Source organism: Kitasatospora sp. NPDC127060, from assembly GCF_042724935.1.
Classification (GTDB): Bacteria; Actinomycetota; Actinomycetes; order Streptomycetales; family Streptomycetaceae; genus Kitasatospora.
Window position 1 is genome coordinate 96,559 of the sequence record NZ_JBHXEG010000010.1, and the last position, 20,327, is coordinate 116,885.

A 20,327-nucleotide genomic window follows, 5' to 3' on the forward strand; every position below is an offset into this window, starting at 1 on the left:
TTTGCCCAGGCGGGCGGCGCCCGAGGTGCACTAGTGCGGGCCTGAGGGCGGGCCCTGGGGGCGGGACCGGGGTGTCAGGGCTCCGGGCCCTCAGGGCCTCGGGGCGGTGCCCATCAGGGTGTGCAGCAGGTCCCCGCCCAGGCCCAGGCCGGTCTTCGACTCGTCCGGCAGGTCGTAGTCGCGGTACCAGTCCGACGGCGCCTCCGGGTGCGGGCCGCTGACCGCCACCCGCCCCGCGCCGTAGGGGGCGACCACGACCGCCGCCCGGTCGTTGGTGTAGCGGGCCAGCACCTCCGCGTCCGGGCCGTTCACGTCGAAGTACGGGCCGTCCTGGAAGTACATCCGCTGCGGCCGCCCGCGCCAGGAGACGTCGACCAGGTGGTCCTGCTCGTCGGTGACGGTGGCGCCCGGGGAGCTGATGTACTGGCCCGAGTCGCCCGGCAACAGGCCGTAGCCCGGATCGCGGCCCGCCAGGTAGCCGCCCATGCACAGCCCCAGGTAGTGCCCGCCACCGCGCACGTACGCGCGCACCAGCTCGGGGGAGAAACCCTGGTCGCGCCGCATCAGGCGCCACGCGGTGGACACCTCCTGCCCGTTGGTGCCGCCCGGCTGCACGTACAGCGCGACGCCGGACAGCGCGTCCGGGCCGAACCGGGTCTCCTCCTCGGGCCCGATGTAGCGCACCGCGAAGCCGTCCTGCTCCAGCAGGTCGCGCGCCGCCTCCGGGCAGCCCTCGCAGGCCGCCGGGCCCCGGTAGACCAGGGCCAGCGGACGGCCCTGCGGGTCCGGCGCCGCCGTGCCCGCGCCGCCCGCCCAGCCGGCGGCCCCGGCCCTGGCGTCCGCGCTCGTGCCGGGGGCGGGCGCCCCGCACGCCGAGGCCGTCAGCACCACCGCCGCCAGCGCCAGCGCCGCAGCGCCCCGTCCAGCCCTCATGACCCGCACTCCCGTCGCCCTCCAGGGCTTCGCGCCGACCCCCGTACGCCGCCCCGACGCTATGTCCCACCGGCCCCGGCCCGCACACCAGTCCCCCTGAACGGGTGAATGTGCGGACGTCCGGTTGACGGGCTCCGGGGTGTCGGGGCCGCGCTGCGGGCTCCGGGGTGCCGGGGCCGCGCTTCGGGCTCCGGGGTGTCGGGGCCCGCGGGGAGCTCCCCACCGCACAGGGCCGCACCCGGGCCCGGCCGTCGGCGCCGCCTGCCCGAGCGCCCGCCGCGCCGGGAGCCGGGCCCCGGACGTTCCTCCCGGGGCGCGCCCTACGGCCGGTGCGGGCCCACCACCGCCGACAGGTCCCGCTCCGCGATCGACGGGTCCGCCAGCAGCACCTGGCGGGCCGCCGCCAGCACCGGGCCGCCGCCCGCCAGGGCGAGGTCCTTGGCCGCCAGCCGCACCGGGAAGTCCGACTCCGTGCTGCGCGCCCGGGCCACCACCCCCGCGAGCGGCCCGGTCGCCAGCACGTCCATGGCCTCCTGCCGCGGCACGCCCAACTCCTCGGCCACCGCGACCACTTCGCTCAGCACGGTGACCGAGGCCACGATCGCGCCGATCACCACGACCTTCAGCGCCGCCCCCGTTCCCGGGCCGCCGCAGCGCCGCACCCGGCCGAGGTGGGCCAGGACGGGCTCGGCACGGTCCAGGTCGGCGTCCTCGCCGCCCGCGTAGACGACCAGGTCGCCGCTGGCCGCCGGTCCCACGCTGCCGAGCACCGGGGCGTCCACCATCGCGCAGCCGTCGGGCAGTCGGGCGCGCAGCCCGGCGGCGGCCCGCGGGCCGATCGAGGACATGTCGATCCACAGGGTGCCCGGGGCCAGGTGGGCGGTGAACCGTCCGGCGACCTCGGCCGCGGCCTGCGGGTCGGACAGCATGGTGACGACGACGCCGGCCCCCGCCACGGCCTCGGCCGGGCTCGCGGCCTCGGTGAGGCCGTCGGCGCGGCCGGGAGTGCGGTTCCAGACGGTCAGCGGGTGGCCGGCGGCGGCGAGGCGGCGGGCCATCGGCAGCCCCATCCGGCCCAGGCCCAGAAAGGCGATCTTTTCCATGGCCGTCACGCTAGGCAGCACCGAGCCAGGCGACAAGCGAATGTCTCGCATGGTAATCATGCGAAATGGACATGGCTTGGCTGGACGTCTTCCGCACCGTCGCGCACCTCGGCTCCTTCACCGCCGCGGGGGAGCGGCTGGGCTTCACCCAGTCCGCGATCTCCCGCCAGATCGCCACCCTGGAAGGAGAGTTGGGCGTCACCCTGTTCGACCGGCTGGCCCGCGGGGTGCGGCTGACCGACCACGGACACGCCCTGCTCCCGCACGCCGAAGCCCTGCTGGAACGCCTCGACACGACCCGGCGCGACCTCGTCGCCCTCACCGAACTGGACGCCGGGCGCCTGCGGGTGGGCGCCTTCGACAGCGCCAACGCCGAACTCGTCCCCAGCGCCCTGGCCGCCTTCCGCGCCGCCCACCCGCAGGTCGAGATCACCCTCACCGAAGGCCTCGCCGCCCAGCTGCTCGACCGGCTCGCCGACGGAACCATCGACCTCGCCGTGGTCGCCTCCTACACCGAGAACCCCCAGGACGCCTACGACAGCGAACAGTTCGACCTGCGGCCGCTGCTCGCCGACCCCGTCCTGGTCGCCCTGCCCCGCGGCCACCGGCTCGCCGGCCGGCGCCGCCTGCGGCTGGCCGAACTCGCCGACGAACCCTGGATCGCCGCCCGCCGCGACCCCGGATCCACCCTCCTCGCCGCCTGCCTGCGCAGCGGCTTCCAGCCCCGGATCGAGTACGCCGTCGGCGCCTGGACCGCCAAACTCGGCCTGGTCGCCGCCGGGTTGGGACCCACCCTGATCCCCTCCCTGGCCGCCCGCGCCGCCCGCCCCGACATCGCCCTGGTCCCCCTCCACCCCCAGGACACCCCGGTCCGGCACGTGTGCACGGCCACCCGCCGCGGACAGCGGGTGCCGCCCGCGGTCGAGGGCTTCACCGGCTTCCTGCGGGCGGGGGCGGTCCGGATGTCCGCGCCGGGCTTCCGCTCCGGGCGGTAACCCGGTGGCGGGGGAAGGCCGTTGCGGGCGAGGATGCCCGGATGGCAACCGAGCGCCCCGAGCGATGGACCCAGGCGAGCGTCTACCCCGACATGTGGGTCGACCCGGACGAGGACCCGCGCAACAGCGAAGGGCCCGCCCCGGACGGCGAAGCGGCCACCCTGGCGGGCTACCTGACCGACTACCGCCTCACCCTGCGGATGAAGTGCGAGGGCCTGGACGCCGAGCAGCTGGCCCGCCGCTCGGTGCCGCCGTCGACGATGTCACTGCTCGGCCTGGTGCGGCACCTGGCCCGGGTGGAGCGGGACTGGCGCAACTGGATCACCGAGGGCGAGCCGCTGCCCAAGCTCTACGGCCCACGGGACGCGGACTTCGACGGAGCCGCCGCCGACCCGGCCCTGGTGGCGGCCGCCTGGCGTGACCTGGAGCGCGAACAGGCCGCACTGGACACCGAGTTGGCCGCCCACCCGGACCTCGGGGAGCGGCTCGGCGCGCAGCGCCTCTCGGTCCGCGAGCTGCAGGTGCACCGCATCGAGGAGTACGCCCGCCACTGCGGCCACGCCGACCTGCTGCGCGAGTGCGTGGACGGCCGCGTGGGCCAGTGACGGCAGCCGACGCGGCCCTGCGCCGACTGTGCGCGCTGCCGCTGTCCCCGGGCACGGCGGACGAGGCGGGCTCGGCGGGCGCAGTGGGTGAGGCGGGCGGCGCGGGCGATCCGGGCGAGCTGCCGGACGAGCTGTTCGACGCCGTGGACGCCCTGATCGCCGCCCACGGTGCCGACGACATCGCCGAACCCGTCGCCCGCGCCGTGCACCTCGGGTGGGCCACCGTCGAGCAGGGCACCGTCTTCCTGAACGTCGCCGCGTGGTCCGGCACCGACAACGGCGCCTCCATGAAGCACACCCTGGACGACTGGCTACGGCACTGCGACGACCCCGTCCGGCTGCACCTGGCCCTGCACCACGAGGCGTACCCGCTGCCCACGGCCGCCGAGATGCGGGTGGTGCTCACCGCGATCGGCGAGCGCCACCCGCGCTTCCGGGAGGTCTGCCGACGGCACCTGGCCGGGCGCCGGCCGGGCGCTCAGCAGGTGACGTCGGCGGGCGGCCGGGCGCCGGTCGACAGGCAGCGGTCGACGCCCGGGAGCTGACCGAGCCCGTCCAGGTCGGCAGCTCCGTCGGCGCCGCCCTCGCCCTCGCCCTCGCCCGGGCCGCCGCCGCACCCGACCGGCTGCTGCGCACCGTGGTGCGGGACAGGGCCCCGGCATCCGGGTGAGGGCCCTCCCGGCACGGCGGCGCTCGGCGCTCGGCGTTCGACGGGCCGGGGTGGGCCGGTTGTGGAACGGTGGAAGACCGGGGGAGCGCCCCCGGGGGCCGGTTGCGAGAGGAGTCCGCCATGTCGTCGAAGCGCCGCCGCAAGAAGAAGGCCCGGGCCAGGCGCGGGGCCAACCACGGCCGCCGCCCCCAGTGCTGAGCGGTTGAGCGGCTGAGCCGCCCGACCGGTACGGCCCCGCGTCCGATGGTCGGGACGCGGGGCCGTACGGTCACGCTCCGGAGCCGAGCGCGGCCGCCTTGCGCAGCAGCACCGCCCGCTCCCGGACGTTGCGGCACAGCCGGGCGGCGAGCTCCAGCTCGGCCCGGGCCTCGGTGGTGCGGCCGAGCCGGACCAGCAGTTCGCCGCGCACCCCCGGCAGCAGGTGCGAGCCGGCGAGGCGGCCGGAGACGGCCAGGTCGTCGACCAGGGACAGCGCCGGCAGCGGCCCGTCGGCCATCGCGACGGCCACCGCCCGGTTGAGCTCCACCACCGGGGACGGCGCCACCCGGCCCAGCGCCTCGTACAGCAGCACGATCCGCTCCCAGTCGGTGTCCGCCACCGAGGGCGCCGCCGCGTGGCAGGCGGCGATCGCGGCCTGCAGGCCGTACGGGCCCAGGCCCCGCCCCAGGGCCGCGGCCCGGCCCAGCGCGGCCAGGCCGCGGCGGATCGCGGAGTGGTCCCAGCGGCGGCGGTCCTGGTCCTCCAGCAGCACCGCCTCCCCGTCCGGGCCGGTGCGGGCCGGGAAGCGCGAGGCGGTCAGCTCGAACAGGGCGAGCTGTCCGTGCACCTCCGGCTCGGCGGGCAGCAGGGCGGCCAGCATCCGGGCCAGCCGGACGGCCTCGTAGGCGAGGTCGGGGCGCAGCAGGTCCTCGCCGGCCGTCGCCGTCGAGCCCTCCGTGAAGATCACGTACAGCACGCTCAGGACGGCGCCCAGCCGCGCCCGCCGCTCCTGCGGGGGCGGCAGCTCGAACGGCACGTGCGCGGCGGCGATGGTCTTCTTGGCGCGGGTGATCCGGGCCTGCACGGTGGGCACCGGCACCAGGAACGCCCGGGCGATCTCCTCGCTGGACAGGCCGCCCACCACCCGCAGGGTGAGCGCCACCCGGGCCTCGGGGGAGAGCACCGGGTGGCAGGCGGTGAACATCAGGGCCAGGACGTCGTCGTCGACCCGGTCGGGGTCGAACGGCAGCTCCGGCGGCGGCGCCGGCGTGCCCGCCGCGCCCGTGCTGAACTCGCCCTCGGCGAGCGGGCCCGCGAGCGCGGCGTACCGCTCGTCCAGCGCCGAGGCGCGGCGGAAGGCGTCGATGGCCCGGCGCCGGGCGGTGGCCAGCAGCCAGCCCACCGGGCTGGCCGGGGCACCGTCGCGCGCCCAGCCGACCAGGGCCTCCGCCAGCGCCTCCTGGGCGACGTCCTCGGCGAGCGCGAAGTCCCCGGTGTAGCGGGCCAGCGCGCCGACGATCCGCGCGGACTCGATCCGCCAGACCGCCTCGACGGCCCGCCGGGCGGCCGCGGCGCCCGGCGGGCCGTCGGTGGCTGCGGGCATCAGAGCTGGCCGGTCCGCTCGCGCCACGCCCGCTCCTTGACGATCCACTCGTTGTCCTGCGGGAACTCCTCGATGCTCGGCACCCGGCGCACCTCGCACTTGGAACCGGGCATCGCCGGCAGCCGCTTGGCCCACTCGACGGCCTCCTCCTTGGAGGCGACGTCGATCAGGTAGAAGCCGCCGAACAGCTCCTTGGTCTCCCCGTACGGGCCGTCGGTGACCACCGGCGTCTCCCCGGCGAAGTCGACCACCACGCCCTGCGACGGGTCGTCCAGCCCCTCGGCGGCCACCAGGACGCCGGCCCGGATCAGCTCCTCGTTGAAGCGGCCCACGGTCTCCAGCATCTCCTCGAACGGGGTCTCCATCATCTTCGCCATGGTCTCGTCCGTGCCCCGCATGATCAGCATGTACTTGGCCATCTCAACCTCCTCGACGGGGTCGCCTGCCGACCCTCTCCAACCCAAGGTCGAACGGCGCGACGCCGGATCGACACGTGGACGAGAACGGACGATATTCCTTTCCGCCGACAGCCCCTCGCCGCCTCGCCGCCCCGTGGCCTGCTTCGGCCGCCGAAGCAGCGACGGCGTCACCCGGCACCCTGCGCGGAAAGTCGGCGAACGGTCGCGAACTGCTCGACGTCTTCCGGCCGCTTCCAGCGCCGACCTGCCGTCGTGAACGCTCGTGCGCAGTCCGGGGTCTGCAACAGCGCTGGGATCAGCTGGTTTTGGAACGCGCGCACCGAGGACGCCACGGCCTCTGGTGCGATGAAGTCGCGGTAGGTGTCCGCCGCCCGGGCCGCCCTGTCGACCGTCCGCGCACCGACTGGGGGGTTTAACCCCCGCCCGCCGCACCGGAACTGGAATTGCGCGGTGGAAACGTGCGCCGGACAGGTCGGCCTTTCGCAGCCCTGTTCGCCGCCGGGACGGGCTGGTGCCGGATCAGGGCGGGGGAGGCATTACGGTGGGAACACCGGGCGGTTGTCCATACATTCGACCGGCCGGACCTTCCGTCAGGCGTCCGGTCCTGAATCCGAACCGCCCGTCCGATTGCCTGCGATCAGAAAGGGACCAACCATGTTCTATCCGCTGTCGAACCGCGCGAAGCCGGCCAATCTGGAAGCGCTCAAGGCGGCCCTCCAGGCCGCGCTGGACACCGCAGACCAGGAAGAACTCCCCGGTCTGCGCCGTGCGATCCACATCGTGGAGGACTTCGTCCCGAGTGCCGGCCCGGCCGGGGTGGAATGGGCGCGAAACGTCCTGGCGCTCGCCGGCATCGACCCCCGCACGGCCGAGGTCAAGGCCGTCCGGGAGGTCCGCCGGGCGCGCCCCGACCTCAGTCTCAAGGACGCGGTCGCGCTGGTTCGGGCGCTTGTCGCGCAGTCCGGCTGAGGAAAACGGACAACCGGGTCGGGCGGTCGGCCGGGAGATCCCCCAGCGGCGTTTGCGGAACGCCCGGAAAGGCGGAACGAAAAGACCTGTCCGCACTGACCTGCGGGTGCGCAAAGCGGCACGAGTCGGCGGCATGTGCTCACCCGAACCATTCGGCGGAGACGTCACCGAACGGCTTTCAGGTCTGCCCGGAAACCGATATCCGCGGACGGCCGGGGAGGAGCCGTCGGTGGATGGGCCCGTCGAGGTGGGCGACGCCGCACCGGAGTCGGGCGCCGCGGCGCCGCCGGCCGGCCCGCAGGAGGCCCTGCTGGTGGCGGCCGAGCACGCGGCGTTCTGCCCGGACAGCCTGTTCCAGCACGCGCAGGGCCCGGCCGGCTACGCCGAGGAGCCGGCCGACGCGGTCAACTGGCGCTTCCGGTGGGACTGACGGGAGGGTGTTCTGACCCGCGGGGTCGCTCGCGGCCGATCGGTGGCTCGCCTCCGCCGTGGGTGGCGGCGGGCCGCCCGCTCAGCCGTGCCGCAGGCCGTCCAGCAACTGCCCGACGTGGTCGGCCGCCTGGGCGGGTTCCAGCGGCTGGTGGCCGACCAACAGGCGGTACCAGAAGAGGCCGAAGAGCCGGTCGGTGGCGGCCTCCAGGTCGGCGGTGGGCGGCAGTTCGCCGCGCTGGACGCCGCGTGCGAGCAGGGTGAGCACGACGGCGCGGCGGCTCTGGACCCACTGGCGGAAGGGTTCGGCGAAGGCCGGGTCGAGCTGGGCCTCGGCCATCAGGCCGCGCAGGGTGCGCATCCGCAGCGGGTGGCAGACGACTCCGTACAGGGCGGTGGTGAAGGCGGTCAGGTCGCCGGCCAGGGTGCCGGTGTCGGGTTCGGGCATCCGCTGTTCGACGGCGGTGCGGTAGGCGTCCAGGACGAGCGGCGCCTTGGACTTCCACCAGCGGTAGATGGTGCTCTTGGCGACGTCGGCGCGGGCGGCGACCCGTTCGACGGTGACGGCCTGGTAGCCGAGTTCCTCGACGAGTTCGACGGTGGCGGCCAGGACCGCGTCGTGGGCGTCCTGGCTGCGGATACGGCCGCCGGTGCGACGGCCAGGGGGTTGTCCGGTTGGCACCCCGTCACCGTAGCAGCGTGCTACCGTTCAATCGAAACGCGACGGATCGTTTCGATTGAACGGTCCGTCGACGCAGTGGATTCGGCGGATCCGGCGAATCCAGCGGATTCAAGGGGAGTGGATCGCACATGAGCGAGATCGTGGTGTCACACGGCCTGGGCGCGAGCGACGACAGCGTCTGGTTCCCGTACCTGGCCGAGCAGTTGGCCGCTGCCGGGCACCGGGTCACCGTGCCGCGCCTGCCCGGCGCCGAGGCCCCGCAGCCGGGGCCCTGGCGCGAGGCGTACGGCGAGGCGGTCAAGGCGGCGGGCCCGGCCGGCTCCACCGTGCTGGTCGGGCACAGCATCGGAGCGGTCAACGTGCTGCGCTTCCTGGAACGCCACGACCCGGAGGCCGACGGGGTGTTCGCCGGCGTGCTGCTGGTGGCCGCCTCGGCGCACGAGGTCGGCTACGACCTGCTCGCCGGGTTCTTCGAGGGCGGCTTCGACTGGGAGCGGATCCGCCGCACCGCGCGCGGCTTCCGCGTCCTGCAGGCGATGGACGACCCGGTCAACCAGCCCGATCCGGCCGAGCATGTGGGGCTGTTCGTCCGGGGCCTGGGCGCCACCGCCGTGCTGACCTCCACCGGCGGCCACTTCGGTGCCACCCCGGACGACCACGTCGAGGTGCCGGAGGCCGTCCGGCTGGTCACCGAACTGCTCCACGCCTGATCCGGGCCGCCCCGGCCGGTTGTGCCGCGTGGGCCCGCGCGGCGCGGGCGCGGGTGCGGACCTCGGCGACGGCCGGGCAGGTGGCGTAGACGCGGGCCAGGCGGGCGAGGTGGTCGGCCTCGCCGTCCAGGGTGTCCGCGACGCTCACCGCCGGCGTCGCTTCCGGCGTCGCTGCCGGTGCCGCTGCTGCCGGTTCGGCGGTCGCGGCGGTGGGCCCGGGTACGGCGCCGGCCGCGGCCAGTTCCAGGGCGGCGGCCAGTGCCGCCGCCTCGGCGGTGGTGGTGGCGGCGTGGGCGGTGGGCGGCGGGAAGCGGCGGGTGGCGTGGTCGAGCCACTGGGCGGCGCGCGGGTCGAGGTGCCGGCGCAGGATCAGCCGGGCGTCGTGGATCTCGATGATGCGCCGGTAGAGCGCGAACCGCGGGTCGCGCGGGGGCAGTCGCAGGCGGCGGGCCGGGTCGAGGGCGATCTCCGGCAGCACGGTGTGCAGGTCGCGCCAGAGCGGGGTCAGCGCCCGGTAGCGGCGGTGGGCGCGCTGCCAGCCCCGGAGCGCCTCGGTCGCGGCCGGCCACAGGGTGCTGCCCAGGCCCGCCGCGATCAGCGCCGCGCACAGTCCGCCCAGGACGGCGCACAGCGTGTCCTCGGAGCCGTCCTGGCGGCCGGTGATGGCCGCGCGCAGGACGTCGTCCACGCTCCAGGCGTTCCACAGCAGCCCGGCCGCCAGCCCGCCGGTCAGCAGTCGCAGCCCGGTGCCCAGCCGCCCGGGGCCGGCCGCGCGGGAGCGCCGCACCAGCTCGCGCAGCAGCGTGGTCAGGCACACGGTGGTGTGGAGCATGCCCACGGCGGTGTACCCGGCCAGCGCCAGGCGCGCGGACAGTTCGGGCCCCACCGTCAGGTCCTCGCCCACCAGGCCCGGCGCGGCGGCGGTGATCAGCGCCAGCCGCAGGCCCAGCACCCCGGCCAGCAGGGCCAGTCCGCCCCGGACCTCGCGCCGTACCGGCCCGGCCCGCCCGCCGGCTCCCGGGTGGGTGGCTCCCGGGTCGGTGGCTCCCGCGTCGGCGGCCCGCAGCGCCGGCGCGAGCAGCCGCATCGCCGCCGCGGCGCCGTCGCGCAGCCCGTCGCCGAGCACGATCACCAGCACCGCCAGGACCGGGAGACCGGTGGCCCGCACCGCCCCCACCGTCGGCGGGGCGAGCACCAGCAGGGCGGAACCCAGCAGGGCCGTGCCGTAGCAGGTGTAGCGGGCGGTGGCGCGGGAGTCGATCCGGCTGCGGGCGAAGTGGGCGGCGCTGAGCACGAAGAACAGTCCGACGGGGTAGAGGGCGAGGTCGCTCACGTCCGGCCCGCCTGCGGCCCGCCGTCGGGGCCCGGGTCGTCCGCCACGGAGTCCTTCGCGAATGACTCCGTGGAGTCCGCCGTGGAGTCCTTCGCGGAGTCCTGCCGCGCCGCGGCCCGGCCCGCGTCGCCGTGCCGCCCGGCGGCCAGCAGGACGCCCAGTGCGTCCAGCGACCCGTGGGCCGGTGCCGGCCCCGGCTGGTCGGCGGCGTCCGCCCGTTCCGCCCGGCTGAGGATCAGCGAGGCCAGCAGCTCCGCCTCCCGCTCCTGCGGCTCGTCGTAGCTGGTGCGCCCCAGCACCCGCTGCACCAGCGCGGGGGAGAGGTTGGGCAGCAGCGCGGCGGCCGGGGCCAGGGGCGCGGAGCCGGCGTGGTCGAGCAGCAGGTGCGCGATCTCGTGCACCAGGATGTGCCGCTGGTGCAGCACCCCGGTGTCCGCCGCGTACAGGATGTAGTCCGCCTCCAGGGTGGAGACCAGCAGCCCGCAGGGGGCGTTCGGACGGGCCGTCACCGGCAGCAGTTCGATCGGGCGTCCGCGCCGCACGGCCAGCCGCTCCAGCAGCACCACCGGGTCGAACGGGCTCGGCAGCTCCAGCTGTTCGGCCATCCGGCGACAGCGCCGCAGCGTGGACCGGTAGCCCCGGCCACCCCATAAGTCACCCCACAAGCCGAGCTCCCCTCACCGCTCCACCCCTACGGTTCCGCCCGCCGACGCATCCGCACGTGCGTCCGGCGGTCCTGTCGCCCCGCGCTCCGGCGGACCCGCTGCCTCCCCGGCCCGGCCCCGGCCCCGGGTTCAGGACGTGGGGCGTTTGCGCGCCGCGTCCCGGCGGGCGATCACGTCGACCAGCTCGCTGACGGTGTCCAGGCCCTCCGGCGACAGGCCCACCACCCGCAGCGCCAGGCTGCGCACGCCCGCGTCGCGCAGCGCGCCGAGCAGGGCCAGCTCCTTGGCGATCTCGGCGCCCTGCCGCTCGTCGAAGAAGTACGCGGGCGGGACCTGGAAGAACTGGGCCAGCGCCTCCAGGTGGCGTTTGGTCGGGTTGTCCCGGCGCCCGGTGCGCAGCTGCCACAGGTAGGTGGTGGAGAAGGACTCCCCGGTCGCCTCGCGGCAGGCCCGGGCCACTTCCTCGTTGGTGTACTGCTCGCGGTCGGGGCGGCGGACGGTGTGGAACAGCGCCTCGATCCGGGCCGCCAGGCCGCTCGCCCCGGCGCCCGCCGGGCCGTCCCCGTCGCCGCCCTCGTTCACGGATCCGTCCTCGGGCTCCTGCGGGCGCGCGTCCGGCTGCGGCGACGCACCCTGCGGTTCCACCTGAACGCCGTCCCCCGTCGACTCCGTCATGCCCCACCTTCCTCACGCCCGGGCCCTCCGCTCCGCGACCTCGACGGGCGGCAGGGCCGGCCAGGTCACGATAGCCGAACGGCATCAGCTGGCGTGGATCCGAAGATACCCGCAATCAACGCCAGTTGACCCGCGTAGCGTCGGCTGACATCCTGGACGGGCAGCCCGCAGGCGCCGCCGACACGATCTGACGCACCGTCATCCCATGTCGTTCCGAGAGCACTTGCCGTTCCCCGCCGGACCGCCCGAACCGACCTCGGCGCGCCCCGGGCGGAAGGGCCGACTCCCGTGAGACCGCACGGCGTCGACACACCGGGCCAGAGCACCCCGCCGTACCGCACCGCCGTACCGCACCGCTGCACTGCCGTACCGCCGTTCCGCCACCCGGCGGGGGCGGCCCGACCGGCCGCACCCCCGACGGCACGACGCGAGAAGGGGGCACCCGTGGACACCACGCCGCGCGGCCACATCGCAGCGCCGGAACCACCGCGCCCGCCGGTGCCGCCCGTCGCTCCGCAGACCGTACGGCTGGCCTTCCTGTGGCGGGCCGCCGGCGCCCCCGCGGGATGCGTCCTGGCCCTCGCCATGGGCGTCGTGCTCGCCCGGACCGGCGTCGCCGCCCACCTCGGCGCCGCCCCCGCCCTCCTGCTGTCCGGCACCGCAGTCCTCGGCACCGCCCTGCCCGTCCCCTACGGCTTCTGGCTGCGCGCCGACGCCCAAGGCCTCACCCTGGTACGGGCTTTCCTCCCGCGCCGCCACCGCTGGCAGGACATCGTCGGCCTCACCATGGAGACCGACGAGGACCCCGACACCGGCGCCGCCCGGCTCGTCCTCCTGCTGTGCCTGGTCCCCGCCCGGACCGCCCGGGCCGCCCGCACGGCCCGGACGGTCCGGGTGGCCCCCGACGCCTCCGCCTCCGCCGACCGCACCGAACGAGCGGACCGCACCGAACGCGTCCGCGGGCCGGTCATCGGCGTCCTCGGCACCACCGCCGACGGACTGCCGCGCGGCACCGAACCCCGCCAGCTGGCCGAACTGTTCGACCTGCTGCGACGCCACGGCGTCCCCCTGGAGAACCGGCGCTACGCCGACCTCGTCCTCACCGCCCACGGCTACCCGGCCCTCGCCCACGCCGCCGAGCCCGCCGCCGTCCGGTCACCCTCCGTTTGATCCCCGGTACGCCCCGCATCCGTTGAACCCGACGAGGGGCGCGCCGTCGGGCGGGCGCGCCGCGAGGGCGGGAGGGCGAACGTGCTCAGGTTCCACGGCGCTTGGCGGATCACCGTGGTCGGCCGCAACGCCGACTACGACCAACGGGCGGTCGTCCGGGGCCCGTCCGGCACCCTGGTGCTCCCCGGCCGGCCCGGCGCCGTCCTGGAGATCGACGCCGACAGCTGGACCCTCACCCTCGAACACCACCCCCGCGGCCACGGCTGGCAGCCCAACCTGCGCACCACCCCCGGGCCGCTCACCGAACGCGACGGCATCCGCAGCCGACTGCTCACCAGCAACGACCGCCACTGGCCGGGCAAGCCCCGGGACTACGTCAACTTCGTCCTGCGGCTGGACCAGTCGGTGGAGCCGGAGGTGCGCGTCACCGGGTAGCGGCGGTGGCCGCCGGGAGCGGCCGGGCACACCACCGGCCGGGCGCACCAACCGGCCGGGCGCACCACCGGCCAGGCGCACCACCGGCCGGGCACACCAACCGGCCGCGCCACCGGCCGCCGGCACCCCGTCGCCACGGCTCCCCTAAAGTCGCAGGTGAGCACCGTCGCGCCGCCCGAGGAGAACCAGCATGCCGACCGACCCCGCCACCGCAGCCGCCGCCCAGGCCCCCGCCCGCCCGCAGCCCGCGCGCCTGGGCCTGGGCACCGCGGCGGTCGGCCGGCCCGGCTACATCACCCTCGGACGCGCCGCCGACCTGCCCGCCGACCGCACCGTCGAGGCCCTGCGCGAACGCACCCACGCCCTGCTCGACGCCGCCTACGCGGCCGGCGTGCGCTACCTCGACACCGCCCGCTCCTACGGCCGCGCCGAGGAGTTCCTCGCCCAGTGGCTCGCCGAACACCCCGAGGCCGCCGCCGAAGTGACGGTCGGCAGCAAGTGGGGCTACACCTACACGGCGGACTGGCGCGCCAGCGGCGTCGGCGCGCACGAGGTCAAGGAGCACTCGACGGCGGTGTACGACCGTCAGATCCGCGAGACCCGCGCCCTGCTCGGCGCCCGCCTGGACGTCTACCTGGTCCACTCGGTCACCGCCGACAGCCCCGCCCTCACCGACCCGGCCCTGCACGAGCGCCTGGCCGCGCTCGCCGCCGAGGGCGTCCGGGTCGGCCTGTCCACCAGCGGCCCCACCCAGGCCGACACCATCCGCCGGGCCCTGGCCGTCACGGTCGGCGGCCGCCCGCTGTTCACCGCCGTCCAGGCCACCTGGAACCTGCTGGAGACCTCCGCCGCCCCCGCCCTCGCCGAGGCCCACCGGGCCGGCTGGCTCGTCGTCGTCAAGGAGGGCATGGCCAACGGCCGCCTCGCCGGCCGCAACGCCACCGGCGACGACACCGCCCCCCTGCGCACCCTCGCCACCCGTACCGCCACCACCCCCGACGCGCTCGCCCTGGCCGCGGCCGCCGCCCAGCCGTGGGCCGACGTCGTCCTCTCCGGCGCCGCCACCCTCGACCAGCTCACCTCCAACCTCACCGCGGACCGCCTGCGACCCACCCCGCAGGACCTCGCCGCCCTGGCCCCGATGGCCGAACCCGCCGACGCCTACTGGCGCACCCGTTCCTCCCTGCCCTGGGCCTGAGGCCCCGTCCGGCCGGGCCGCCTCCCACCCGCACCGCCACCACCTCCGACGCGCTCGCCCTGGCGGCGGCCGCCGCCCAGCCGTGGGCCGACGTCGTCCTCGCCGGCGTCGCCCCCTTCGGCCAGCTCGCCTCCGCCCTCACCGCGGCCCACCGTGCAGGACCTCGCCCCCAACGGCCGGGCCGCCGGGGCCTGCTGGCGCATCCGCTCGTCCTTGCCCCGGGCCTGAGGGCCCGCCACCCGGGCCGGCCGGCTCAGCGGCCCGTCGCCGCCGGGACGAGGTGGTCGAGTCCCCGCGCGCTGCCCGTCGCGGCCTCGGCCGAGCGCGGCAGCATGACGTCCTCGTAGGCGCGGACGGCGGCGTCGAGGTCGGGGCCGGCCGTGAGGGCGTGGGCGAGGTCGGCGCCGTCGAGCATGGCGAGGTTGGCGCCGAGGCCGACCGGGGGCATCAGGTGGGCGGCGTCGCCGAGCAGGGTGAGGCCGGGGACGTGCTGCCAGGTGTGCGGGGCGGGCAGCACGAACAGGGGGCGGTTGACGAAGCCGTGGTCGCTGTCGCGCAGGAGGGAGCGCAGGCTCTCGTCCCAGCCGTCGAACAGCCGGAGCAGGTGGGCGCGTACGGCCGTCCGGTCGGCGAGGTCGACGCCGGTGGCCCGGTGCCAGTCCTGGGGCGCGCGGAAGGCGATGTAGGCGCGGATGTGGCCGTTGCTGTTGCGCTGGGCGACGAGGGAGCGGCCGGTGCCCTTGGCCAGCAGTGACCCGTTGCCGACCAGCCGGGCCAGGTCGGGGTGGCGGGTGTCGCAGCGGTCGAACCCGGTCTCGACGAAGGTGACGCCGGTGTAGCCGGGCACGGCGTCCGACAGGGCCGGTCGCACCCGGGACCAGGCGCCGTCGGCGCCGACCACCAGGTCGAAGTCCTCGGCGGTGCCGTCGGCGAAGTGCAGCCGGGCGGTGCCGTCCGGCTGCGGGGCGACCCGGCTGACGTCGCGGTCCCACCGCACGGTGTCCTGGTCGAGCGAGTCCAGGAGCAGGCCGCGCAGTTGGCCCCGGTCGATCTCCGGCCGGGCGCCGTCGCCGTTGCTGCCGTCGCCGTTGCCGTCGCCGTCGTCAGGGGAGGGCGGCTGCTGGTTCAGGAGGGCGCCGGTGGTGGGGTCGAGCACGCGCCACTCGTCGCCCTCGGGGCGGGCGAGGGCGTGGAAGCGTTCGAGCAGGCCCGCCGCGCGCAGGGCGGCCTGGCCGGTGTCGGCGTGCAGGTCGAGGGTGCCGCCCTGGGGGCGGGCGTCGGCGGAGGCCTCGCGTTCGAGCACGGTGACGCGGCGGCCGTGCCGCTGGAGGACGCGGGCGCAGGTGAGGCCGCCGAGGCCGGCCCCGACGATCGCGATGCGGGGTTCACGGGCTGCGGGGTTCACGGGAGTTCCCTCCGGAGGTGGGTGGGCGATGGGTCGCCGAGGAGCCCGGCGGCACCACCAAGAAAGCACAGTCACTCAATAAGTGCAATGACTTCACTTTCGCAGTGAATCCACTCCGGGATAGAGTGGGACGCGTGACCGAACCGACCGGGCGCCGCGAGCGCAAGAAGGCCCAGACCCGCCAGGCCCTGGCCGACGCCGCCCTCGAACTCTTCCTCGAACACGGCTACGACCAGGTCGGCGTCAAGGACGTCGCCGACCGCGCCGACGTCTCGGTGACCACCCTGTTCAAGCACTTCCCCGGCAAGGAATCCCTGCTCTTCGACCAGGAGGACGACCTGGAGGCGGCCCTCGTCGCCGCCGTGCGCGAACGCCCCCCGGGCCGCTCGATCCCGCAGGCCCTGCGTGACCACCTCCTCCAGGGCCAGGCCCAGTACGCCGTCCACACCGCGCACCCGCAGTTCGCCGACTTCACCCGCCTCGTCCAGGACACCCCGGCCCTGCGCGACTACGCCCACCGCATGTGGACCCGCCACGAAGCAGCCCTGGCGCAGGCCATCGCCGAAGCCGTCGGCGCACCCGGGGACGACATCGGCTGCGCCGCCCTGGCCCGCTTCGCCCTGGAGGCCCGCAGCCTCATCCTGCGCGCCCCCGACCCGCGCCGGGCCGCCGACGAGGCCTTCGCCCTGCTCGAACACGGCTGGGCCGCCGCCCACCCGGGCAACTGACCCCAGCCACCGGGTGGTTCAGCCGCCGTGCACCACCTCGTGCTCCCAGGCCTCCCGCGGCTGGGTGTGCAGCCGCCAGTAGTGCCCGGCGATGACGTCCGGATCGAAGGCCGTGCCCGGCGCGACTACCGCCCCTGGCTGTCCGGGGAGTTGTTCCCGCAGCAGGTCTCCGACCACGAGCGCCGCTTCGGCGCCCAGCTGGTCGAAGTGGGATTCGACACCCTCCAGTTGAGCGTCCCGGTGCCACCGGCCACCCCCGCCGAGGCCCTTCCGCCGGCCGCCGAGCACGCCGCCTTCTGCCCCGACCAGATCCACCAGGGCGCCGGCAGTCTCACCGCCTACGCCGCGGAACTGGTCGGCGCCCACCAGTGGCACTTCTGGTGGGACTGACCGCCGAGGGGCTCAGCCGAGGGGATCAGGAGTGCGGGCTGGTCGGGCCGAGGGTGATGACCGGGCCGATGGGGCGGCAGCCGAGGTAGGTGATGGCCTGGCCGGGCGGGCACGGGGTGTCGGTCCGGACCGGGGCGATGGGCGCCGGCGTCGGTCGGGGTGGGACGGTCCGCTCGGGAGCGGGAGCGGGGGCCTCCTGGCTCGCGGATGGCTTCGCCGCCCGGGACTGGGCCGGGGCCTGGGCCGGGGCCGACGGCTGGGGGCGGGCCGGCGAGGGCTTGGTGGGGGCCGGGGCCTGGTGGGTGGTGTCCGGTTCGGGCGCGGCCTCGGTCTCGTCGGCCGCCGGTGCGACCGTGGGCGCCTCGGTCGAGGGCGAGGGGGTCGAGGCCGAGGGTGCGGTGGAGGGCGAGGCCGAGGGCGTCGAAGGCGAGGCCGGCGTCGAGGCAGCCGGCGAGGGGCTCGACGTGGCCACCGCGTCCGGCGCCGCCGGGGCGGCACCCGGCGAACCCGTGAGCAGCAGCGCTCCGCCGAGGGCGCACGCCCCCGCCGTGGCGGCGAGGGCCCGTCGGCGCCACGGCGTCGTCCTGCTGTCCTGCGGGCCGTCCTCCGTGTTCTCCGGCACCTGCCCCACCCCTCTTCGTGTCGATCAAGTATTCGAGCCGGCCGGATGCTACACGAACCATCAGGGTGTACGTACGTCACGCCCGCCGATACCGATGCGTGACTGATTCGCCCGGGCCCGGCCGCGCCCTACCGTCGGAGACGCCGACCCACTCCGACGCACACCGGGAGCAGCAGATGTCCGCCTACGCCCTCGCCCAGGTCCACTCCGCCGAGATGTGCCCCGACATCGTCGAGTACCTGGAGCGCATCGACGCCACGCTCGACGGGTTCGGTGGGCGCTTCGTCGTCCACGGGGGCAGGTTCGAGAACCCGGAGGGGAGTTGGGGGCCGCTCGGGCTGATCCTGATCGAGTTCCCGGACTACGAGCGGGCCCGGGCCTGGTACGACTCGCCCGCGTACCGGGAGATCCTGCCGCTGCGCACCCGGCACATGGTGGCCGATGTGATCATCGCCGACGGGGTGCCGGCCGGGTACCGGGGTGCGGACGGCCTCAAGGAGCACTGACTCAAGACTGACTCAAGACTGACTCGAGACTGGCTCAAGGGGCACTGGCTCAAGGAGTACTGAGCCCGGAACGGGCCTATGAGCGCTCGCGCCACCAGGCGACCGTTGCCGCGAGCTGCTCCTCCAGCGGGGTGGCGCGGACGGTGAAGGCGGCCTCGTAGGCGGTGGAGTCCATGACGAAGGGCCGGTCGAACTGGTAGCGGACTTCCCGCAGTTCGCGCAGCAGGGGGGAGAGGAGGCCGGCCACGGCGAGCAGGGCGGGGGAGAGGCGGCGCACCGTGACGGGGCCGGTGCCGGCTTCGGCGGCGAGCTGTTCGAGCATGGTGCGGGCGGGCAGGGCGGGGGCGGTGGGGACGTGCCAGGGGCGGCCCCAGGCGGCTTCCTCGGTGGCGAGTTCGGCCATGGCCCGGGCGACGTCGGGCAGGTAGGTCCAGCTGTGCGGGGTGTCCGGGTCGCCGAGGACGGTGACCGGGCGGCCCGTCAGCAGGGCGGGCAGTGCGCGGGAGGCGAGGTGGCCGCCGTCGGTGACGCCGGGGCCGAAGAAGTCGGAGGCCCGTACCTCGACGGCGCGGATCCGCCCGGCCCGGTGCAGGGCCAGGGCCTGTTCCCAGGCGGCGGCGCGGACACGGCCCTTGGGGCCGGTGGCGGCGAGCGGCAGGTCCTCGGTCATCGGGCCGTCGACCGGGCCGTAGCCGTACAGGTTGCCGAGCATGACCAGGACGGCGCCGCTCTCCTCGGCGGCCGCGCACAGCGAGGAGGCGAGCGCGGGCCACTGCCCGGCCCACTGGGGCAGCGGGGGTGCGGCGCAGCCGTGGATCGCGACGGCGCCGCGCGCGGCCTGGGCCAGCCGTACGGGGTCGCTCGCGTCCAGCGCGAGGTGTTCGACGCCGTCGGCGGGGGCGGCGGGGTGCCCGGTGCGGGTGGCGACCCGGACCTCGTGGCCCTGTTCGGCCAGCAGGCGGGCGGTGGCGGCCCCGGCGGGCCCGTATCCGACGACCAGATGGAAGCTCACCCGCCCCACCCTAGGGCCTGCCACCGACGGGTGTGACACGGTGTCGGCCCGGCCCGGGGCGGCCCGGCCCGGCCTGCGGCGGCAGGCGAGGCGCTGGACGGCGACGCCGACATCGCGAAGTTCCTCGCCGAGGGCCGGGCCACCGTCCGCGCCGCGGACGAGGCCGCCGCGAACAAGCCCGTCGACAAGTCGGCCGACCCAGCCCGCCGGGCAGCAGGGCCAGGGCGCCCAGCAGCCGCAGACCGTCCGGCCGGCCGCCCTGGCCAAGACCGACGGAACCACCACCACCGGCACCGGCGCCACCACGAACACCGGCACCGAGGCCACTTCCACCGGCACCGGCACCGGCACCGGCTCGCTCGCCGCCACCGGCACCGACGGCGCCGCCGCGGCCCTCGCCACGGGCGCGGCGCTGGTCGCGGTCTCCCGCCGCCGCTCCGCCGAGAGCTGACCCCCGGTCGCGTCCCCGGCCGCCCCGCGTACACCCCACGGCGGCCTGGGACGCGTCGCGTTCCGGGGCGTCAGCGCCCGCGCTCGGCGAACTTGCGGGCCAGCTGCTCGCGCCACCGCGCCGCGTTGCTGCCGTCCAGCTGCCCCTCGAAGGCCCGGTGGGCGGCCGCCACCAGCTCCTCGACCGTCTCCGGGCCGGCGCGGTAACCGATCGCGGTGTCGTACACCGCCCACAGCGCGTCCTCGGTGGGGTCGTCCAGGCCCAGGCAGGTCACCACCCCGCGCCCGGCCAGGGCGTCGTCCAGCGCCCCCGCGAAGACCCGCCGCAACCGCTGCTCGTCCGTCACGTCCGTCACATCCGTCATGTCCGTCATGTCCGCCACCGCTCAGTCCCCGCCGCCCTCGCCGCTGCTCTTCCCGCCCAGGCGCCGCCGCTCGCGCCGCCGTCGCCGGGCGTCGCGCCGCAGCAGCTCGCCCGCGGCGAGCGTCACCGCCGCCACGGCGCGCGCCCAGCGCGGCCCGCCGCGCTCGGCCCACACCACGCACCCGCACCCGGCGAGCACCAGCACCAGCACCACGACCAGCGCCACTCCGACCATGACGGCCCCCTCTGTTCCCTCGCCGGTTCGGCCACGAATCCC

At 76.0% G+C, this 20,327-nt stretch carries 27 protein-coding genes; 13 read left to right on the forward strand and 14 right to left on the reverse strand.

Features of this window, described 5'->3' with window-relative positions:
- Positions 1-90: 90 nt before the first annotated feature.
- A complete protein-coding gene (locus ACFWIS_RS08825; RefSeq protein WP_380454079.1) occupies positions 91-933 on the reverse strand; it encodes a BPL-N domain-containing protein in 843 nt (280 codons plus the stop codon).
- A gap of 320 nt (positions 934-1,253) precedes the next feature.
- Entirely contained in the window at positions 1,254-2,036 is a 783-nt protein-coding gene (locus tag ACFWIS_RS08830; protein WP_380454077.1) for an NAD(P)-dependent oxidoreductase, read from the reverse strand.
- Between the two features lie 65 nt (positions 2,037-2,101).
- Here ACFWIS_RS08830 and ACFWIS_RS08835 point away from each other — a divergent pair, with 65 nt between their 5' ends.
- Genes ACFWIS_RS08835 through ACFWIS_RS08845 form a run of 3 tightly spaced genes read left to right on the forward strand, consistent with a single transcriptional unit; the run spans position 2,102 to position 4,181 of the window.
- Positions 2,102-3,031, forward strand: a complete 930-nt coding sequence (locus tag ACFWIS_RS08835; RefSeq protein WP_380454075.1) for a LysR family transcriptional regulator — start codon at positions 2,102-2,104, stop codon at positions 3,029-3,031.
- Positions 3,032-3,072: 41 nt separating this feature from the next.
- Positions 3,073-3,636, forward strand: coding sequence for a DUF664 domain-containing protein (locus tag ACFWIS_RS08840; RefSeq protein WP_380454073.1), 564 nt, complete (start codon positions 3,073-3,075; stop codon positions 3,634-3,636).
- Positions 3,633-4,181, forward strand: coding sequence for a hypothetical protein (locus tag ACFWIS_RS08845; protein ID WP_380454071.1), 549 nt, complete (start codon positions 3,633-3,635; stop codon positions 4,179-4,181). Before ACFWIS_RS08840 ends, ACFWIS_RS08845 begins: the two co-directional genes overlap by 4 nt.
- A 393-nt stretch (positions 4,182-4,574) precedes the next feature.
- On the opposite strand, the gene ACFWIS_RS08850 is transcribed toward ACFWIS_RS08845, so the two are convergent.
- The 3 genes from ACFWIS_RS08850 to ACFWIS_RS08860 form a co-directional block, all read right to left on the reverse strand.
- Positions 4,575-5,915 carry an RNA polymerase sigma factor gene (locus ACFWIS_RS08850; protein WP_380523797.1) on the reverse strand — a complete coding sequence of 447 codons (1,341 nt, stop codon included), beginning with the start codon at positions 5,913-5,915 and terminating at the stop codon, positions 4,575-4,577.
- Positions 5,888-6,307 (reverse strand): YciI family protein, encoded by a 420-nt coding sequence (locus ACFWIS_RS08855; protein WP_380460135.1) that lies wholly within the window; start codon positions 6,305-6,307, stop codon positions 5,888-5,890. Before ACFWIS_RS08855 ends, ACFWIS_RS08850 begins: the two co-directional genes overlap by 28 nt.
- Before the next feature lie 167 nt (positions 6,308-6,474).
- The gene (locus ACFWIS_RS08860) at positions 6,475-6,654 is read right to left on the reverse strand and encodes a Scr1 family TA system antitoxin-like transcriptional regulator (RefSeq protein ID WP_380460139.1); all 180 of its coding nucleotides are present in this window, start codon (positions 6,652-6,654) and stop codon (positions 6,475-6,477) included.
- A gap of 307 nt (positions 6,655-6,961) precedes the next feature.
- On the opposite strand from ACFWIS_RS08860, the gene ACFWIS_RS08865 reads away from it, so the two are divergent.
- Together ACFWIS_RS08865 and ACFWIS_RS08870 are read left to right on the forward strand one after the other, a co-directional pair.
- Positions 6,962-7,276 carry a hypothetical protein gene (locus ACFWIS_RS08865; RefSeq protein ID WP_380460133.1) on the forward strand — a complete coding sequence of 105 codons (315 nt, stop codon included), beginning with the start codon at positions 6,962-6,964 and terminating at the stop codon, positions 7,274-7,276.
- 229 nt (positions 7,277-7,505) lie between these two features.
- Positions 7,506-7,706: a DUF4253 domain-containing protein gene (locus tag ACFWIS_RS08870; protein ID WP_380460131.1), complete on the forward strand. Its 201-nt coding sequence runs from the start codon at positions 7,506-7,508 to the stop codon at positions 7,704-7,706.
- 81 nt (positions 7,707-7,787) lie between these two features.
- Here ACFWIS_RS08870 and ACFWIS_RS08875 read toward each other — a convergent pair whose 3' ends face one another.
- Positions 7,788-8,387, reverse strand: coding sequence for a TetR/AcrR family transcriptional regulator (locus ACFWIS_RS08875; protein WP_380460129.1), 600 nt, complete (start codon positions 8,385-8,387; stop codon positions 7,788-7,790).
- A gap of 128 nt (positions 8,388-8,515) precedes the next feature.
- On the opposite strand from ACFWIS_RS08875, the gene ACFWIS_RS08880 reads away from it, so the two are divergent.
- Positions 8,516-9,097, forward strand: coding sequence for an RBBP9/YdeN family alpha/beta hydrolase (locus tag ACFWIS_RS08880; RefSeq protein ID WP_380460127.1), 582 nt, complete (start codon positions 8,516-8,518; stop codon positions 9,095-9,097).
- Here the strand turns inward: ACFWIS_RS08880 and ACFWIS_RS08885 are convergent.
- From ACFWIS_RS08885 to ACFWIS_RS08895, 3 genes are all read right to left on the reverse strand, one after another.
- Positions 9,075-10,430: an MAB_1171c family putative transporter gene (locus ACFWIS_RS08885; RefSeq protein ID WP_380460125.1), complete on the reverse strand. Its 1,356-nt coding sequence runs from the start codon at positions 10,428-10,430 to the stop codon at positions 9,075-9,077. The two genes, ACFWIS_RS08880 and ACFWIS_RS08885, sit on opposite strands and share 23 nt — an antisense overlap.
- On the reverse strand, positions 10,427-11,035 hold the full coding sequence (locus ACFWIS_RS08890; RefSeq protein ID WP_380460123.1) for a ParH-like protein: 609 nt from the start codon (positions 11,033-11,035) through the stop codon (positions 10,427-10,429). Before ACFWIS_RS08890 ends, ACFWIS_RS08885 begins: the two co-directional genes overlap by 4 nt.
- Before the next feature lie 189 nt (positions 11,036-11,224).
- Positions 11,225-11,770 (reverse strand): XRE family transcriptional regulator, encoded by a 546-nt coding sequence (locus tag ACFWIS_RS08895; RefSeq protein ID WP_380460121.1) that lies wholly within the window; start codon positions 11,768-11,770, stop codon positions 11,225-11,227.
- 444 nt (positions 11,771-12,214) lie between these two features.
- Here ACFWIS_RS08895 and ACFWIS_RS08900 point away from each other — a divergent pair, with 444 nt between their 5' ends.
- The 3 genes from ACFWIS_RS08900 (at position 12,215) to ACFWIS_RS08910 (ending at position 14,573) form a co-directional block, all read left to right on the forward strand.
- A complete protein-coding gene (locus tag ACFWIS_RS08900; protein WP_380460119.1) occupies positions 12,215-12,940 on the forward strand; it encodes a hypothetical protein in 726 nt (241 codons plus the stop codon).
- A gap of 81 nt (positions 12,941-13,021) precedes the next feature.
- Positions 13,022-13,375: a hypothetical protein gene (locus ACFWIS_RS08905; RefSeq protein ID WP_380460117.1), complete on the forward strand. Its 354-nt coding sequence runs from the start codon at positions 13,022-13,024 to the stop codon at positions 13,373-13,375.
- A 190-nt stretch (positions 13,376-13,565) separates the two neighbouring features.
- Positions 13,566-14,573, forward strand: a complete 1,008-nt coding sequence (locus ACFWIS_RS08910) for an aldo/keto reductase (RefSeq protein ID WP_380460115.1) — start codon at positions 13,566-13,568, stop codon at positions 14,571-14,573.
- Between the two features lie 253 nt (positions 14,574-14,826).
- Here ACFWIS_RS08910 and ACFWIS_RS08915 read toward each other — a convergent pair whose 3' ends face one another.
- Positions 14,827-15,978: an FAD-dependent oxidoreductase gene (locus tag ACFWIS_RS08915; RefSeq protein WP_380460113.1), complete on the reverse strand. Its 1,152-nt coding sequence runs from the start codon at positions 15,976-15,978 to the stop codon at positions 14,827-14,829.
- Positions 15,979-16,112: 134 nt separating this feature from the next.
- Between ACFWIS_RS08915 and ACFWIS_RS08920 the strand changes: the two genes are divergently transcribed.
- Entirely contained in the window at positions 16,113-16,706 is a 594-nt protein-coding gene (locus tag ACFWIS_RS08920; RefSeq protein ID WP_380460111.1) for a TetR/AcrR family transcriptional regulator, read from the forward strand.
- A gap of 81 nt (positions 16,707-16,787) precedes the next feature.
- Positions 16,788-17,096, forward strand: coding sequence for a DUF4253 domain-containing protein (locus tag ACFWIS_RS08925; protein WP_380460109.1), 309 nt, complete (start codon positions 16,788-16,790; stop codon positions 17,094-17,096).
- 25 nt (positions 17,097-17,121) lie between these two features.
- Here the strand turns inward: ACFWIS_RS08925 and ACFWIS_RS08930 are convergent, their stop codons facing one another.
- Positions 17,122-17,718: a hypothetical protein gene (locus tag ACFWIS_RS08930; RefSeq protein WP_380460107.1), complete on the reverse strand. Its 597-nt coding sequence runs from the start codon at positions 17,716-17,718 to the stop codon at positions 17,122-17,124.
- A 176-nt stretch (positions 17,719-17,894) separates the two neighbouring features.
- On the opposite strand from ACFWIS_RS08930, the gene ACFWIS_RS08935 reads away from it, so the two are divergent.
- Positions 17,895-18,224 (forward strand): DUF1330 domain-containing protein, encoded by a 330-nt coding sequence (locus ACFWIS_RS08935; protein WP_380460106.1) that lies wholly within the window; start codon positions 17,895-17,897, stop codon positions 18,222-18,224.
- A gap of 76 nt (positions 18,225-18,300) precedes the next feature.
- On the opposite strand, the gene ACFWIS_RS08940 is transcribed toward ACFWIS_RS08935, so the two are convergent.
- Positions 18,301-19,236: an NAD-dependent epimerase/dehydratase family protein gene (locus ACFWIS_RS08940; RefSeq protein WP_380460137.1), complete on the reverse strand. Its 936-nt coding sequence runs from the start codon at positions 19,234-19,236 to the stop codon at positions 18,301-18,303.
- Positions 19,237-19,276: 40 nt separating this feature from the next.
- Between ACFWIS_RS08940 and ACFWIS_RS08945 the strand changes: the two genes are divergently transcribed.
- Positions 19,277-19,687, forward strand: a complete 411-nt coding sequence (locus ACFWIS_RS08945) for a hypothetical protein (RefSeq protein ID WP_380523799.1) — start codon at positions 19,277-19,279, stop codon at positions 19,685-19,687.
- 70 nt (positions 19,688-19,757) lie between these two features.
- On the opposite strand, the gene ACFWIS_RS08950 is transcribed toward ACFWIS_RS08945, so the two are convergent.
- Positions 19,758-20,060 (reverse strand): hypothetical protein, encoded by a 303-nt coding sequence (locus tag ACFWIS_RS08950; protein WP_380460104.1) that lies wholly within the window; start codon positions 20,058-20,060, stop codon positions 19,758-19,760.
- A gap of 12 nt (positions 20,061-20,072) precedes the next feature.
- Positions 20,073-20,285 (reverse strand): hypothetical protein, encoded by a 213-nt coding sequence (locus ACFWIS_RS08955; protein WP_380460102.1) that lies wholly within the window; start codon positions 20,283-20,285, stop codon positions 20,073-20,075.
- Positions 20,286-20,327: the final 42 nt, after the last annotated feature.